Source organism: Bacteroides faecis MAJ27 (assembly GCF_900106755.1).
GTDB lineage: Bacteria > Bacteroidota > Bacteroidia > Bacteroidales > Bacteroidaceae > Bacteroides > Bacteroides faecis.
Window position 1 is genome coordinate 24,683 of the sequence record NZ_FNNN01000010.1, and the last position, 15,730, is coordinate 40,412.

At 48.1% G+C, this 15,730-nt stretch carries 11 protein-coding genes and 1 pseudogene; 2 read left to right on the plus strand and 10 right to left on the minus strand.

The genetic code is table 11. From position 1 onward, the window contains the following. The first annotated feature begins 12 nt into the window (after positions 1-12). Positions 13-1,407 (plus strand): BACON domain-containing protein, encoded by a 1,395-nt coding sequence (locus BLW31_RS10360; protein WP_010535690.1) that lies wholly within the window; start codon positions 13-15, stop codon positions 1,405-1,407. 223 nt (positions 1,408-1,630) lie between these two features. Here BLW31_RS10360 and queG read toward each other — a convergent pair whose 3' ends face one another. From queG to BLW31_RS10375, 3 genes are all read right to left on the minus strand, one after another. Continuing rightward, complete coding sequence (gene queG / locus BLW31_RS10365; protein ID WP_010535691.1) at positions 1,631-2,596, minus strand: tRNA epoxyqueuosine(34) reductase QueG; 966 nt, start codon at positions 2,594-2,596, stop codon at positions 1,631-1,633. Positions 2,597-2,626: 30 nt separating this feature from the next. Beyond that, positions 2,627-3,241, minus strand: coding sequence for a polysaccharide deacetylase family protein (locus tag BLW31_RS10370; RefSeq protein WP_010535692.1), 615 nt, complete (start codon positions 3,239-3,241; stop codon positions 2,627-2,629). Between the two features lie 160 nt (positions 3,242-3,401). Further along, the gene (locus BLW31_RS10375; RefSeq protein ID WP_010535693.1) at positions 3,402-6,776 is read right to left on the minus strand and encodes a protein O-mannosyl-transferase family; all 3,375 of its coding nucleotides are present in this window, start codon (positions 6,774-6,776) and stop codon (positions 3,402-3,404) included. A gap of 592 nt (positions 6,777-7,368) precedes the next feature. On the opposite strand from BLW31_RS10375, the pseudogene BLW31_RS10380 reads away from it, so the two are divergent. Next, positions 7,369-7,812, plus strand: a pseudogene (locus BLW31_RS10380) (PD-(D/E)XK nuclease family transposase); the annotation flags it as partial. A 152-nt stretch (positions 7,813-7,964) separates the two neighbouring features. Here BLW31_RS10380 and BLW31_RS10385 read toward each other — a convergent pair. The 7 genes from BLW31_RS10385 to BLW31_RS10415 all read right to left on the minus strand — a co-directional run bounded on the left by BLW31_RS10385 (position 7,965) and on the right by BLW31_RS10415 (position 15,594). After that, positions 7,965-8,756, minus strand: coding sequence for a metal ABC transporter ATP-binding protein (locus BLW31_RS10385; protein WP_010535989.1), 792 nt, complete (start codon positions 8,754-8,756; stop codon positions 7,965-7,967). Between the two features lie 59 nt (positions 8,757-8,815). After that, positions 8,816-9,742 carry a metal ABC transporter solute-binding protein, Zn/Mn family gene (locus BLW31_RS10390; protein WP_010535990.1) on the minus strand — a complete coding sequence of 309 codons (927 nt, stop codon included), beginning with the start codon at positions 9,740-9,742 and terminating at the stop codon, positions 8,816-8,818. Positions 9,743-9,795: 53 nt separating this feature from the next. Continuing rightward, positions 9,796-10,584 carry a tRNA (5-methylaminomethyl-2-thiouridine)(34)-methyltransferase MnmC2 gene (gene mnmC2 / locus BLW31_RS10395; protein WP_010535991.1) on the minus strand — a complete coding sequence of 263 codons (789 nt, stop codon included), beginning with the start codon at positions 10,582-10,584 and terminating at the stop codon, positions 9,796-9,798. After that, a complete protein-coding gene (locus BLW31_RS10400) occupies positions 10,581-11,060 on the minus strand; it encodes a YqaA family protein (RefSeq protein WP_010535992.1) in 480 nt (159 codons plus the stop codon). Before BLW31_RS10400 ends, mnmC2 begins: the two co-directional genes overlap by 4 nt. Next, positions 11,045-12,055, minus strand: a complete 1,011-nt coding sequence (locus BLW31_RS10405; RefSeq protein WP_029425172.1) for a hypothetical protein — start codon at positions 12,053-12,055, stop codon at positions 11,045-11,047. The genes BLW31_RS10400 and BLW31_RS10405 overlap by 16 nt, the downstream gene beginning before the upstream one ends. Continuing rightward, a complete protein-coding gene (gene purD, locus BLW31_RS10410; RefSeq protein ID WP_010535994.1) occupies positions 12,055-13,329 on the minus strand; it encodes a phosphoribosylamine--glycine ligase in 1,275 nt (424 codons plus the stop codon). The genes BLW31_RS10405 and purD overlap by 1 nt, the downstream gene beginning before the upstream one ends. Positions 13,330-13,395: 66 nt before the next feature. Beyond that, entirely contained in the window at positions 13,396-15,594 is a 2,199-nt protein-coding gene (locus tag BLW31_RS10415) for a S9 family peptidase (protein ID WP_010535995.1), read from the minus strand. Positions 15,595-15,730: the final 136 nt, after the last annotated feature.

Below are 15,730 nucleotides of genomic sequence, written 5' to 3' on the forward strand. Positions count from 1 at the left end.
AAAAATACGATTATGAAGAAGTTTATAAATATATTTATGCTATTGTTATGTGTATGCATCGTCTCTTGCGACGATTCTAATGACAATGATGCAGGACTTGAAATAGTGAAACGGGATGCAACTGCTACAGCTACCGGAGGAGATTTAACTGTAACTCTGTCTGCAGAAGGAGATAAAGCGGTTTCAGATCAGGCCTGGTGTACTGTCAGCCTCTCCGGAAAGGTAGTAAAAGCAACTCTTGAAGCTAATACGACTTTAGAGGGACGTACCGCACTGATAACAGTGATAAAGGGTGCGAACAGTCTCTCATTTCCTATTACACAGCCGGGAAACCTGATACCGGCTGCCGAGGATAATAATATAGCATTCGATGCTCATGGAGGAACTCAGCGAATCCATGTAAGTAATTCTTTGCCTTTTACTGCTACGCCTGCGAATTCCTGGCTTTCCGCTCAGGTAGACGGGAATACTTTGGTGCTTACGGCTCAGACAAACTATACTAACAATAATCTTACAACGAAGGTTAAACTGGTCAGTGGCAGTCTGGAATCAGAAATAACGGTGACGCAATCGGGGATTCAGCTTATTCCTGAAAAGACTACTCAGGTTATGTATTACACCGGTGATGAGGTCAATATTAAAGTAAACAGTACACTGCCTTTCACGGCTGAGTCTGATGAAGATTGGCTGACGGTGGCATACGATGAAAGTTCTCTCACTCTAACAGCTACGGATAACAGCGGACAGCCCAATCGAACTGCAACTGTTACTCTTACTTCTGAAACCTTGACTGCCACTATAGCCGTCACGCAAAGACTCCCTGTTTACACTGATTATTTGGGAAGCTGGACACTAGCAGGAATGAACAATGGTGCTCAATTTACTTATGATCTTACCATTGAACAGGCTACAGCCAATTCAACTTATAATCTGGCGGGTTGGGGAAAATCTGTTTTGGGTGCTAGTGCTGAATATGCGATACGAGCTAACTTTGATGTGACTAGCGGATTGATTTATATTACTGCCCAAGAGGATATAGCTGTATATATTGATACTGACGACATACCATATAATGTGATGTTCTACGGACAAATAGAAATAGGTGGTAGTGTTTATTACGTTGGTGGTAGCGGATACATTTGTTATATAGGTATGCTTCAGCGCGACGGTAGTGTACAGTGGATGAATGGCCTGGTGACGCTTCAAGGGGGAGCTCAATATGAAGTGGTCGGAGGTAAATACTACATTGAGTCTCAGGAAGATGGTAGTATGCTCAGCTTTAATGCAGATACGCCATTCATGAGAGAGCCTGTTATGACGAAGGTGGGTACTTCTGCCAGAACCAGGAGTTTTATGCAAGTTGGGAAAGGAATGACGATTGAAACAAGTAAATTGCATGCCCGATAATCACAAAAGAATGTAGCTCATCGTTTTACAGGACAAAAGCTGGTGGTTGACTGGCGGCTGTAAGTGGATGAAGTTGAAATAAGGATGGTATAAGTCTATACGGTAAGTTGATTTATACCATCTTGATTTGTTCTAAATGCTTGATTTTAATGTTATATGGCTATTTCGATAATAGTTATTCAAATTTAATAGTTTGGAGAGCATTTCTTTGGAAGTGCAATAGCTAATATGAAAAAGATGAATGAATCGCCTGAATATTACGTATCAGTCCATTATACTTGGCTCTTTTCACCGCACTACCCTTGAAAACGTTTTTATATTGCTCTTCGCTCAGCGAATGCCAATCGTCCTTTCTCATACTCAACAAAGAAGGGGATGGTTGAAATTCCACCGTCCTGCAAGGACGGGCGAAACGATTCCAAGGACAAGCTTTCAGGCACTCGTCGCAGCCATATATCTTATTCCCCATTTTTTTGCCCGTTTCGGGCTTTAAATCCCCGCGGTATTCGATGGTAAGATACGAAAGACATCTTTCGGAATTGAGTCTGAAAGGTCCTTCTAATGCTTTTGTCGGGCAAGCATCCAGACAACGTGTACACGAGCCGCATTGGTTGCGCTGTGGAGAGTCATAGCTGTCAGCTTCCAGATCAATGATAATTTCTCCCAAAAAGAAGAAGGAACCGGAGCGGGGGATGATGAGCTGGGTATTCTTTCCTATCCAGCCTAAGCCGGAGCGCCATGCCCAATAACGTTCCAGTATAGGAGCTGTATCGCAGAATATACGACCTTGAACCGGTGGTGTGGTAATCTCAGCTTCGGAGGATGAAACTTCTTTCTGTATAAACTCGAAAAGTTCCTTCAGTTTAACCTTCATGACATCGTGATAATCTTTTCCATATGCGTACCATGCTATCTGATACTCGCCTTCGGGAATCTTCGTTGCCGGATAATAATTAAGCGCAACGCTGATAACCGTACGTGCCCCTTCCACCAACAAGCGCGGATCGAGCCGTTTATCCTCATAATTCTGCATATACGCCATCTCTGCCTGGCAGCCGTCCGCCAGCCATTGGCGGAAGGCGGTAGCCACAGTTTCATCCACAGCTTCGGCAGGCGCCAGTCCACAGGCGGAAAAGCCGAGACGTAGTGCTTCGGCTTTAATTCGGTCTGAGGAGAGGAGCTTTTTCATAATGGATATGAACGAAAACCTTATCGGTAATTAAAATACTTTGAACGTATACCCTTCCGCTTTCAGAAACTCGATGGCACGGGGGAGGGCATATTGCAGGTTCCCGTTGTTCCATGATTTCAAGGAGTCGTGGAAAGTGATGATAGAGCCGTTGCGTACGTAACGTTTTACGTTGTTCAGTACCTGTTCCGGGCGCATTCGCTTACTGTAATCACGGGTTACGAGATCCCACATGATGATACGGTAATGGTGGCGAAGGGTGTAATATTGCCGGAATCCCATGTGCCCGTGTGGTGGACGGAACAGGTCTGAGTGGATCATTTCGTCTACTTTTCTGGTGTTTGCCAGATAATCCGGATTCGAGTATTCAAAGCCGCGGATGTGGTTGAAGGTATGGTTGCCGATGCGGTGTCCGTGTTCTACCACCATCCGGTATTCGTCCGGGTGTTTGCGGATATTGTCACCTACCATAAAGAAAGTAGCTTTAATATCGTGTTTCTTCAGTAGCTCCAGTACCCAAGGGGTAACTTCCGGTATAGGGCCGTCGTCAAAAGTCAGGTAGACTGCCCGTTCGTTCGGGTCCATCCGGAAGATGGCTTGTGGATACAGCGCTCGGAAGAACCAAGGTGGTTGTTCTATAAACATGCTGTTGATAGATAGTTAATTATAAAAATGTTGAGAACTTTTTAAATACGGATGACGCGGATAACGCGGACTTTTTCTGATGTAGAATCCGTGTTATCCGCGTCATTCGCGATTAAGAGATGGGCATAGACTTCTGATACATGCTTATCCTCAACGTTAGTTATTTCCCTTTCATTCTCGCAACGTACTCGCTGTATAGCTGGTCGAGTTGTTCCGAGTAATGTTTTGCCAGATCTTCTGATTTGTATTTCTCCATCAGGCGTACTTCCGCGTCGAGCAGTCCTGCATTGTACATGAAGTTTTCGCTGGCGATGGAAAGCTGATAATCAGTCAGGCTGAGATACCAGACCATGTATTCGAGAGACTTGTTGGCAAGCTCGTCGATGATCTTGTTCGCTTTCTCGTTTTGTCCTAGCTGGTAGTAGGCTTCCGCCATTTGGAAAGCACCGTTTGCCCAGTCGTATGGTACGTTGTATGACGGAATCATCTTCTCGGCGTAGTCGAGGGCGGCGAGTGCCTTGTCCTTCTTGCCTTCCTTGATGAGTTGTCCTACAAGTTGTGTGAAGATGCGGCGGTGTGTGTAGCACATACGCATCACGTTTTCGTCGATATAGATGCCCGGTTTCTCGATGCCGCCAAACTTGAACTTGTTCATCAGGTTGTCGTACATCTTTTCGCTGTCGATCTTGCTGTTCAGCTTATCCGTATCGAACGGAGTGAAGCGGTATGCCAGTCCTTCCTGCATGAAGTGGTTGTCCATGCCGAGATGGTTTTCGCTGCCTACGGTGATGGCCATGTAGATAGGACGTTCCCAGTTGGCATTGGCAAGCATTTCGAGCATCATCAGTTCGCTCTTGTAGAGGGCGCGTTTCGGGCTGCCGTTGGCGTCTCTCAGCAAGATAGTCATGTATTCGGGGATGGAGTCGCCCAGTGCTTCCGGTATTTTCATGCCGGAACGGCGGACAGCTTCCTTGTCGATCTTCATTACGATGCTGTCGGTAGGGATGACACGCAATCCTTCCTTATCCGAGCGTACCCAGTATTTGAGGATATTCTTCAGTTCGTACGGGTTTTCTCCGAACTGTTCTTTCAGTTCGTTCATTACTTCCGGATTTCCGTTTTCGAGCGCGCTGTCTGCTTGCGCATACATCTGGTCGATGTTCTTTTTTACTTCCGGACGGATGGGGATGTATTCGTTCTGTCCCTCCACGTATTCCACACGATCCCAGGTGATCGGGAGCGAAGGAGAGTCGTAGGCCGGACGTTTCATCTGGTCGATGTACCAGTCGGTCTGCAAGTAACTGAGGTTACAGGTACGTGCGTCGGTACGGAAACCTTCTGTTTCCTGATTGTACCACAACGGGAAAGTATCGTTGTCACCGTTGGTGAAGATGATCGGATTCCCTTCTTCCTGCAATGTCATCAGGTAGTTCTGACCGAAGTCACGGGCTACGAAGCGACCGCTGCGGTCGTGATCGTCCCACGTTTGTCCTGCCATCTGAATGGGAACAAGCAGGCAGAGTACTGATGCGAGTGCGGCAGCCGGAACCTCTTTCATCTTGCAGTAATCCTGCAGAAGACGGATGATACCCGCGACTCCCATACCGACCCAGATGGCGAAGGCATAGAACGAGCCGGCATATGCGTAGTCACGTTCGCGCGGCTGTGCAGGTGTCTGGTTGAGGTAGAGCACGATGGCGATGCCTGTCATAAAGAACAGGAAGAATACGACCCAGAACTGCTGGATACCCCGTTGGCTGTGGTAGGCTTGCCAGAAGAGTCCGATCAAGCCGAGCAGCAGAGGCAGGCAGTAGAATACGTTGTGTCCTTTGTTGTTTTTGAGATCCTGCGGAAGCAGTTCCTGATTGCCCACCAGCAGGTTGTCGATAAACGGGATTCCGGTGATCCAGTTGCCGTGTTCTATTTCTCCGCTGCTCTGGATATCGTTTTGTCGTCCGGCAAAGTTCCACATGAAGTAGCGCCAGTACATGAAGTTGAGCTGGTAGGAGAAGAAGAATTTGATGTTTTCCCATTGGTTTGGTACGTTGACCATTACCATTTCACCGCATTGGTCGTAGGGTACGTCATGCCCTTTGATGTCTACCCACTGCTTGTAGAGGGAAGAGTGTGCCGAGCTGTACATACGTGGGAAAAGCATATTCTGAGCGTATTCGTATTCGATACGTCCCGGAAGTTCGATGTATGAGTCTTTTTCGTCCGGTGAAGTCTTTTCTTTGCGGACGTATTTGCTTCCCGTCTGTGATTGGCGGGGAACGCAGTATCCGTCTTTCACGTCAAGCGCTACCTTCGAAGAGAAAGCGGGACCGTAGAAAAGGGGACGGGTTCCGTATTGTTCACGGCCCAGATATTCGCCCAGCGTGAAGATATCTTCTGGAGAGTTCTGGTCCATCGGAGTATTGGCGGTAGAACGGATCACGATCAGTGCATAAGAAGAGTAACCGATCACGATCATCATCGTACACAGCAGTGCTGTATTCATGGTACGGGCAGAAATGCGCCATTTCTCTTTGATCTTTTCCTGTACCTGCGGTGCAAGGTAAATGCCTAATAAGGCGATAACTACAATACCGATCAGAATACTGCTCACTCCATGACCGTAGAACGGAATACCCAGCAGGGCAATGGTCAGGATGAAGGAGATCGCCATACGGAGTCTGCTCTTTTCGGTGTAGCTTTCGTACACACTCCAGATAAGGATTGCGGCAAGCAGAATGATATATACCACTACGCCTGAGTTGAACGACATACCCAGTCCGTTGACGAATAGCAGTTCGAACCAGCCGCCCACTTTTACGATACCCGGCACGATGCCATAAAGCACGGCAGCAACGAGTACACCCGATCCGAGGAGGGCGAGCAAGGAGCCTTTAGCGGTGGCGTTCGGCGTTTTCTTGTAGTAGTAAACCAGTACGATTGCCGGCAGGCAGAGGAGGTTCAGCAGGTGGACACCGATACTCAATCCGGTCAGATATGCGATCAGAATCAGCCAACGGTCGCTGTGGGGCTGATTGGCTACGTCTTCCCATTTCAGAATCAGCCAGAATACAACGGCTGTGAACAGGGAGGAGAAAGCATATACTTCGCCTTCTACGGCAGAGAACCAGAAGGTATCGCTGAATGTATAGACCAATGCGCCGACCAGTCCGCTACCCATCACTGTGATAAGCTGGCCTGTCGTGATATTGTTTTCGTCGGTGATCACCAGTTTGCGAACCAGATGGGTGATGCTCCAGAAAAGGAACAGGATACAGGCACCGCTCATGAGGGCACTCATGTAGTTTACCATCTTCGCTACGGTGGTTACATCGGAGGCGAATTGAGAAAAGAGATTCGCTACCAACATAAAGAAGGGTGCGCCGGGCGGGTGTCCTACTTCCAGTTTATAACCGGTAGTTATAAACTCGGGACAATCCCAAAAACTGGCAGTAGGTTCTATCGTCAGGCAGTAGACCGTTGCCGCAATAATGAAGGTAATCCAACCTACAAGGTTGTTTATAGTTCTGTACTGTTTCATTAGCACTATCGTCGATTTTTCGTTAAAAACAGATTACGTGGGCGCAAAGATAGTGATTTGTAAGGATAATGAGGCAGAAAGTAAGAAATATTAAGTAACAGAAAGGTGATTTACTTTATCTTATGTCCTTTTAGTGAAATTGGAGAATCAACAAGAGGATGTCCTGCCTATGGGGTATTAAGGGTGACATCCTCTTTGGGAGGTGGGTCGGCAGGGCAACTTTCACAAGCCATCCTGCAGTCTGATGCCTCCATATTTAGTCTGGTTCGGATTATAGAATTGTTCTTTTGATGAAGTGATATTCTTCATTTCTGTACAAATTTGGCTCCAACTAGCATCAGGAATGGCTGTTTGTTGGGGATATCGTTCCAACGTGCAGGACATATAGATCCAGCGTGCAGCATGTATAGATCCAATATGCAGGCCATATATAGCCTGTATATTGGATGTTATACTTCTCTCGGTGACTTATTGTGCATTCATTCCTGATTTGTTTTGATCTTTTTCTTAGCATTATCAGAAAAATCGTAGCTTTGCAATAACTTAAAAAAGAGACTGATATGGAACAACAGGACAGATATATACGTTTTGATTGGGCAGTGAAAGTAATCAGCAGACCATTGATGATAAGTTCAACCGTGTGGACATCAAAGCCAGAAATAGTAAAGATGAAATAATCATTGTAGAGATTCAGAATACCCGTGAGTTATATTATCTGGAACGCATCCTTTACGGAGTGGCGAAAGTGATTATGGAACATATTTCTTTGGGTGAACGCTACTACGAGGTGAAAAAGATTTATTCTATAAGTATCCTCTACTTCGATATCGGCAAAGGGGACGATTATTTGTATCATGGTCAGAATAACTTTACGGGAGTACACACCGGAGATCGGCTCGAAATAACCACTAAAGAAAAGGATGCCCTCGTCCGTAAACTTCCCGCAGAAGTTTTTCCGGAGTATTTCCTGATTCGTGTGAATGAATTCAATAAAGTAGCCGTTACTTCACTGGAAGAATGGATTGAGTACCTGAAGAAATTCAGAGATTGTAAGAAGTCATTATTTTATATGATATTGTTTCGTCCCATTTCTTTTCTGTTTTGGAAGGAAGTGGGACGAAATGTTTGTATATGTTCCCTTTTCAATATAGTACAGTAGTTCCTGGACGTACATTTTACAGTGAATGTTTAGTGATGATGGTGATGTTCACCGAGAACGCGGTGTGGCAACGTGCCGTGTCCTAACAGTTCGATGGGGCAGTTGAAGTTCTTTTCCAGCCATTCTGTAGAGACGCCCGTATCGGGGTGGTAGTCCAGTGTTTCGTTGACGCAGGCGATGGACTTTACTTGTTGCAGTACGGTGCCGATGTCATGGCTGACGAGGATGATGGCGCATTCCTTGTTTATTTCAGCCAACAGTTCGTAGAGGCGGGCTTCAAAACGTTTGTCGATGTACGTGCTGGGTTCGTCGAGAATCAGTACCGAAGGATCGGAGATAATGGCGCGTCCGAGCAGTGCACGCTGTAGTTGTCCGCCGCTAAGCTGGCCGATGGAACGGTGCTCGAGTCCTTCGAGTCCCATGCGGACGATGATTTGTTTGCCTTTCTCCTTCTGTTCGGGAGTGAAGCGGGAAGTCAGTGATTTCTGGATACTTAGTCCGGAGAGAATCACTTCCTCCACCGAAATCGGAAACTTCCGGTCGATGGTGCTGTACTGTGGCAGATAGCCGAGGGAAGTCTGAGCACCGGAAGTGACGGTTTGGGGCGTGCCGGATGGTTCTGTAGGAGTGTGGAAGATGATTTCTCCGGCAGTCGGTTTCAGCAGACCGAGGATGCACTTGATCAGTGTCGTCTTGCCGCCTCCGTTCGGACCGATGATGCCCAGAAAGTCCCGTTCGTAAACGTTCAGGTCTACGTCGTGGAGTACAGTACGACCGTCGTATCCGGCAGCAAGGTTCTTTATTTCGATAATCGGTTTCATATTTGGAGAGTTACTTCGTTTATGTATGATTCGGTCGTTCATTCTATAGAGTCCCGTTTTTATTCGGGGTCCATAGGGGTGAGTGCTTTGGCTACGTTCAGCATTTCTGTCTCCCAGTCATAACTTAACGGGTTGATGGGGACTACCTTTGTGCCGGTTTGCTGCGCGATGGTCTCTGCGTTGCGCTTGTCGAACTCCGGTTGTACGAAGATGACACCTACTTTTTCCGATTTGCACAAGTCTATCAGTTCTTTCAGATGGGCAGGTGAAGGTTCTTTACCGCCTTCCTCGATTGAAATCTGATGCAGTCCGTAGTCGCGGGCGAAGTAGGAGAGAGCCGGATGGTAAATCATAAAGGATTTGGCCGATTTCGGGGCGGAAAGTTGCCGGCGGATGAGGCTGTCGGTATGTTGGATACGACGGCAGAGGGAGTCGTAGCGTGCCAGATAATAGGCCTCGTTGGGCTTGTCGAGCATGCAAAGTGCCTTAAAGGTGTTTCCGGCAAGTATCAGGGCGTTGGTGGTAGAGTTCCATATATGTGGTTCTACGGCATGATTGTGCCCGTCGTGGTCATGATGTCCGGCTGTGTGTTCCTGTTCGTTGTTGTTCAGAATTAGGTCTACACCTTTTGAGGTGTCGAATACTTGGATGTGCGGAGTGTTATTCATCAGCCGGTCCATCCAGGTCTGCTCAAAGCCGATGTAGCCGATGCGGAGGTATGCTTTGCTGTCTCCCAGGGATACCAGTTGTTGAGGAATCGGGTCGTATGTCTCCGGACTGGAACCTTTCGGGACCATGCTCACTACCGTAAACTTGTCACCGGCAATCGCTTCCGTGAAGTAGCGTTGCGGTTCAATGGTGACGGTAATGACCGGTTTTGCTTCTTCGTTGCCGCTTGCTTTGGACGTTCGGCCCGTGCAGGCTGCCAACAGGAGGCAGGAGCCAAGAAGAAGGAGTGTTTTCAGATCTTTTAGTTGTTGTTTCATGACTATTGTATTAATATCGGGGGTTGCTACTTTTTCCTTGTATCTCTGTATTTCTATATTTCAGCTTCTTGCTTTTCTTTCGGCTTCAGGGCACGTAGTATTTCCCGCTTTCCTCCCGGAGGACCGGGAAGGCGCTCTACGGTAAAGCCTGCTGCCTGCAACATGCGCCGGATGACTCCTTTGGCGCAATAAGTGGTGAGGATGCCTCCTTCATTTAATAAAACATATAAACGGTTAAATAGTTCCTGCGACCACATTTCCGGTTGCTTTTCTGGAGCGAAGGCATCGAAATAGATAACGTCAAATGATAATGGAGAATGGATAATGGACAATGGAGAATGGCTGTGCTGTGTAATGGTACGGTTTATTGCCCATTGTTCATTATTCATTATCCATTTATTAACGTCGGCTTGTATTTTACAGAGAGTGAAGTGTGGGGTAAAGGATATTTCTTCTTCCCACGGTGATGTATGAATGCCTCTGAATAGATCGATGGCTGCTTGTTGTCCGCTATTGATCGCTGAATGCTCATCATTCTCTTTCCCTATATATCCCAGTTGCTCCACCATCTGCCATTCCAACGGGTAGAGTTCGAGGCCTGTATAGTGTACGTTGCGTCCGCTTCTTTCTGCTTCTTCAAGGGTAAGCCAGGCATTCAGTCCTGTTCCGAAACCGATCTCCAAGATATGTGGGGAGGGGGAATCGGATGCTTTCAGTCCCATATTGATGAAAATATGCTGCGACTCCGTACGTGCTCCTTTGGTCGAATGATAATGTTCATTCAATTCCGGAACAAATAGGGTAGCACTCCCGTCGTCAGTCTTTTCAATTACTCTTTTCATCCTGCAACAACATTCCATGCGCTTTCCAGCACGTATAAAAGTAAGATGTAGCGTATCAGTTTCCCGGCAAACATGGAAGCGGTGGTAAGCCATACATTGCTTCGCATAAATCCCAGTGCGATGGAGATTACTTCTCCGACAGCTGGCAGGAAGGCGAAAAATGCCATCAATGCTCCCTTTCCTTGCAGGAACTTCATCATTTTGTCTACTTTCTCTTTCTTTACTTTGAAGTATTTTTCAATCCAGCTTATTTTGCCCAGACGCCCCATATAATAACAGGTCATTCCGCCTGCGGTGTTGCCGAGCGCGGCAGCTAATATACAGGCGGTAGGGTTCAGACCGAGTTTCACCAGTGCTACCAGCACCAGTTCGGAACTGAACGGTATGATACTCCCTGCAAGTAGAGCCGAGATAAACAATCCCGGAAGTCCCCATTCGATGAGGAGTTGTATTGTTGAGTCTATAAAAGCGTCCATACGTTAAAACCGAATAAGAGGATGAGGCAGACCACAGAAACAATGAAAAATACATTCGATGTTTTGCTGTTGGTCAGCACGAAAAGGTGTCCGATCAGTATGCTGCTGCTTATCATAAGCAACGGCAGAAGGTTGCTGCATTGCGACGGCTGCAGCGCAATCAGTACGAAGAGGAAGAGCGTCAGGTCTATGAGAAATTGTAAATAGGCACGTGTACGTATCTTGTCTTCGAATCCGGCAACGACGCAATGGGCGGCGCTGACGATGAATAGCACAAACAGGTAACCGAGTGTTGCCAGTTCCCAAGACTGGAGTACCTGCAGGTTGAGTAAATCTCCAAAAGTAGCCAGTTCCCTGAATGGGTGATAGAACAGCTCCATCTGATCGTAGAAGAAAGCATGTCCGAACAGCATCCAGTAGGGCATCGTCCATCCTATTAATGCGCCGCAGAAACTGCGGAACGTAAGCGACTGGAAACGGTATGCTTCAAACAGCCAGAGCACCGAAAAGAAGGTGAGCTGGGGAAAGAAAATGCTTCCTGCACCGATAAAGAGGAAGGAATAGAACAAATATCCTGCCGCCTGCGACTGTTGATAACTCTTGAACAGAAAATAGATGGAGAATAAAAAGGCAATGGCAGCCACGTCTCCTGCGTACAGCAGGTGCATTTCCGGGCAGACTGTGACCAGCAGAAAATAAATGGCCGTTTGTACGGAAGCCCGCATACGAATGATGCCGAACCGGTTGTTCAGCTCAATCAGGAAATAGCCGGCAGCTGCGTAGATAAGAAAACTGACAAGGTGTTCTGCCCATGTGGGAAGCAACAGCGTGCGGGCGGACTGCCAGAGGACGGAACCGCCTTCTTTGCCCGCCGGCATGGTGAGTCCCGGCAATAGGACAGAGGTCAGCACCCAACAAAGGGTGCAGATGAAAATGGCAGCAGGGAGTGTCCACCGCCCTGCTGTGACCTGACCTTGTAGTCTCTTGTTTCTCATTATAAGTCGAATCCGATATCGTGACGGAAATACTTCTTGTCAAAGTTGATCATGTCTGCCACTTTATAGCTCTGTGCCAGTGCTTCTTCCTTCGTGGCTCCGTAAGAGCAGACAGCGATCACGCGTCCTCCGTTCGTTACGATTTGTCCGTCCTTCATGGCTGTTCCGGCATGGAAGATGATGCTTTCGGTAGCGGCAGCCTGTTCCAGACCGCTGATAGGGAAGCCTTTTTCGTATGCTTCGGGGTAACCGCCGCTCACGAGGATAACACAGCCTGCCGAACGCGGGTCTATCACCAGCGTCTTTTCGTCGAGGTTGCCTGCGGCTGTGCCTTCCAGCAATTCCACAAAGTCGCTTTGGATGCGGAGCATGACGCTTTCTGTCTCCGGATCGCCCATGCGGACGTTATATTCGATTACCATCGGTTCGCCTTTCACTCGGATCAGTCCGAGGAAGATGAAGCCTTTGTAGACGATGTTTTCTTCTTTCAGCCCGTTGATGGTCGGTTCGATGATGCGGGTGCGTACTTTCTCCATGTATTCTTCGTCGGCAAACGGAACCGGAGTCACACTGCCCATACCGCCTGTGTTGAGCCCTTTGTCTCCTTCGCCGATGCGCTTGTAGTCTTTCGCTACGGGGAGTACTTTGTAGTGTTCGCCGTCGGTAAGCACGAATACGGAACATTCGATGCCGCTCAGAAACTCTTCAATAACGACTGTTGCCGATGCGGAGCCGAACATGCCGCCAAGCATTTCCTTCAGTTCTTTCTTGGCTTCGTCCAGTGTAGGGAGAATCAGAACGCCTTTTCCGGCACAGAGTCCGTCTGCTTTCAGTACGTAAGGAGCTTCCAGCGTTTCGAGGAAAGCCAGCCCTTCTTCAAGGTTTTCGGCTGTGATACTTTTATATCGGGCTGTCGGGATTTGGTGACGCATCATGAAGCCTTTGGCAAACTCCTTGCTGCCCTCCAGCTGTGCTCCGTTGGCGGACGGACCGATAACGGCAATATGCTTCAGTTCGGGACGATTCTGGAAATAGTCGTAGATGCCTTCTACCAATGGATCTTCGGGACCTACTACCACCATTTCGATGTTCTCTTTCAGAGCGAAAGCGCTGATCGCTTCAAAGTCGGTAGCTTTGATGTTGACATTCTCGCCTACGGCGGTTGTTCCGGCGTTTCCCGGAGCGATGTACAGCTTTTCAACTTTCGGACTTTGGGCAATTTTCCATGCCAGTGCATGTTCGCGGCCACCCGAGCCTAGTAATAATATTTTCATAATGAGTATTGGGTTATGAGTTTTTAGTTATGGGCTTTTCGGTATGGTACTGTGAGCTGTCGGTCTTTATAGGTTCTGCTCAAAGTACCGGGTGATTTTCTCGTGCAGATGTACGCGGTCGCGGCCTGATACGTTGTGCTTGTGGCACGGGTAAATAAACAGGTCGGGATAAGTGCGGGCGTCTACACAGGCTTTCATAAACGAAAGTGTGTGTTGCGGTACGCAGGTGTCGTCGTGGTCGTCATGGATAATGAGCAGATGACCTTTTAACTGTCCGGCAAGGTTCTTCAGGTCACATTCTTTGTAGCCTTCCGGGTTGCTTTCCGGAGTATCCATGTAGCGTTCGCCGTACATCACTTCGTAGTATCCCCAGTCGATGACAGGTCCGCCGGCCACGCCTACCTTGAATATTTCCGGGTAGCGGAGCAGCAGGGCAGTGGTCATGTGACCTCCGAAACTCCATCCGTGCACGCCGATGCGGTTTCCGTCTATGTAGGGGAGAGATTTCAGAAATTCAATTCCCTTCACCTGGTCTTTGCCTTCTTCAATGCCGAGCCGGCGGAAGGTGGCGTTTTCAAATTCCAGTCCCCGGTTGGCACTGCCCCGGTTGTCGAGGGTGAACATGATATAGCCTTTGTTGGCCATGTAGATGTCCCATCCGCGGGAACCGTTCAGCCAGCCGCCGGTGACGAGTTGCGCGTGTGGCCCGCCGTATACGTAGACGATGACCGGATACTTCTTGTTCGGGTCGAAGTCTGAGGGTTTGGTGAGGCGGTAATATAGGTCGGTGGTTCCGTCTGCAGCTTTAATGGTGCCGGTTTCGATGGTGGGCATCTGATACCCCTCATACGGGTTTGGGGCGGTCAGCAGGTTGACTGTTTTCAGACTTTTGGTATCCACGATGTCAATGCAGCGCGGAAGGGTAGGAGTCGAATAACGGTCGATGAGATAGGTTCCCGATGCGCTGAGCGTTCCGTTGTGTTCTCCTTCGGTGGTAGAACGGAAACTGAACGGGAGACTTCGTTTTCCTGTGTTTACATTCACCGCAAAGTTATTGCAGCCTTTGCCGTCTACTGCCTGGAAGATGACTTCCTTCCGCTTTGCGTTGAAGCCCAGAATGTCGCCTACCAGCCATTTACCTTCGGTCAGTTGTTTCACCGGGATGTATTCGATATGCTTGCCGCCTGCGGCTTCGCTTTTCCAGTCGCCTTTGAGGCTGGTGGTGATGTCGCATAGGTATAGGTGATTGTATCCGTCGCGCTGGCTTTGGTAGATGAATTTACTGTTATCCCACGGTAAGAATACGATGGGGTGCTGAGGCTCTACATATTTAGGGTGCGTTTCTTCCAGCAGTTTGCCCGTCAGTTTGCCTGTCGTTGCATCATATTGGCAAAGTACGGCGTGGTTCTGGTCGCGGTTCAGCTCGATAAGGTAGAGGTTTTTTTCGTCCGGCGACCAGCTGATATTGGTGAAATAACGGTCGGTCGGATCGCCTGCATCCAGATAGATCGTCTTTCCGGTAGCAGGGTTGTAGATGCCTACTTTTACTTGGTGGCTGGTCATTCCCGCCATTGGATAACGGATGTTGTTCACTTCTCCTACGCGTGCGGTGATGTCTACAAGCGGATATTGCGTGACCATGCTTTCGTCCATGCGGTAGAAAGCGAGCAAGTTTCCTTTCGGGCTCCAGAAAGTGCCTTTGTTGATGCCGAACTCATTGCGGTGTACGGACTGACCGCAGACAATGCCTTCGGGCTCGTTAGTGATGGCCTGTTCGTTCACATACAGGTTATTGTTTACTGTGTAGGCTACGTTTCCGTTGGCTGCGCAATAGTCCTCGTTAGCTGCTTTCTCCTTCAGTTTCAGTGTGCTGACAATCCGGTTGTTCTTGAAATCGTATACGATGAACTTGCCGGATACTTTCAGTAGCATTTGCGGCTTGTCTGCCCATGGGTAAAGAATAGAATACGGGGTCGACAGTTTCCCTGCTTTATGGTCTGCAAGTACTTTGTTGATTTGTTCAAGGGTAGTGAGTACCGCCTCTTTCCCCGTTTGGGGCTGGACGGTGTAGATGGTGTCGGTACTTGGTTTGATACACACATCTCCCCACCATTGCAGGCCGTACAGGTTTTCTGCATAGCGGTAGGTTTCGCCACCCGGAATCAAATCTTCCAGTGTCAGCTTTTTAGTTTCCTGTGCCATAACATTGATTACGATTGGTAGTGCCAGCAATATCAAGATGGCTCTTTTTCCAATTTTACTCATTGCTTTTTACTTTATTTGTTTTTAAATCCTTCTATTTTTACCCTGTCCAAGGAGGTTGTCTTTACTTGAATGGCAGACCTTTTCCTGTCGGATGATAGGTCTTTTCCAAATATTGATAAGGTCGCATTTTGCGACC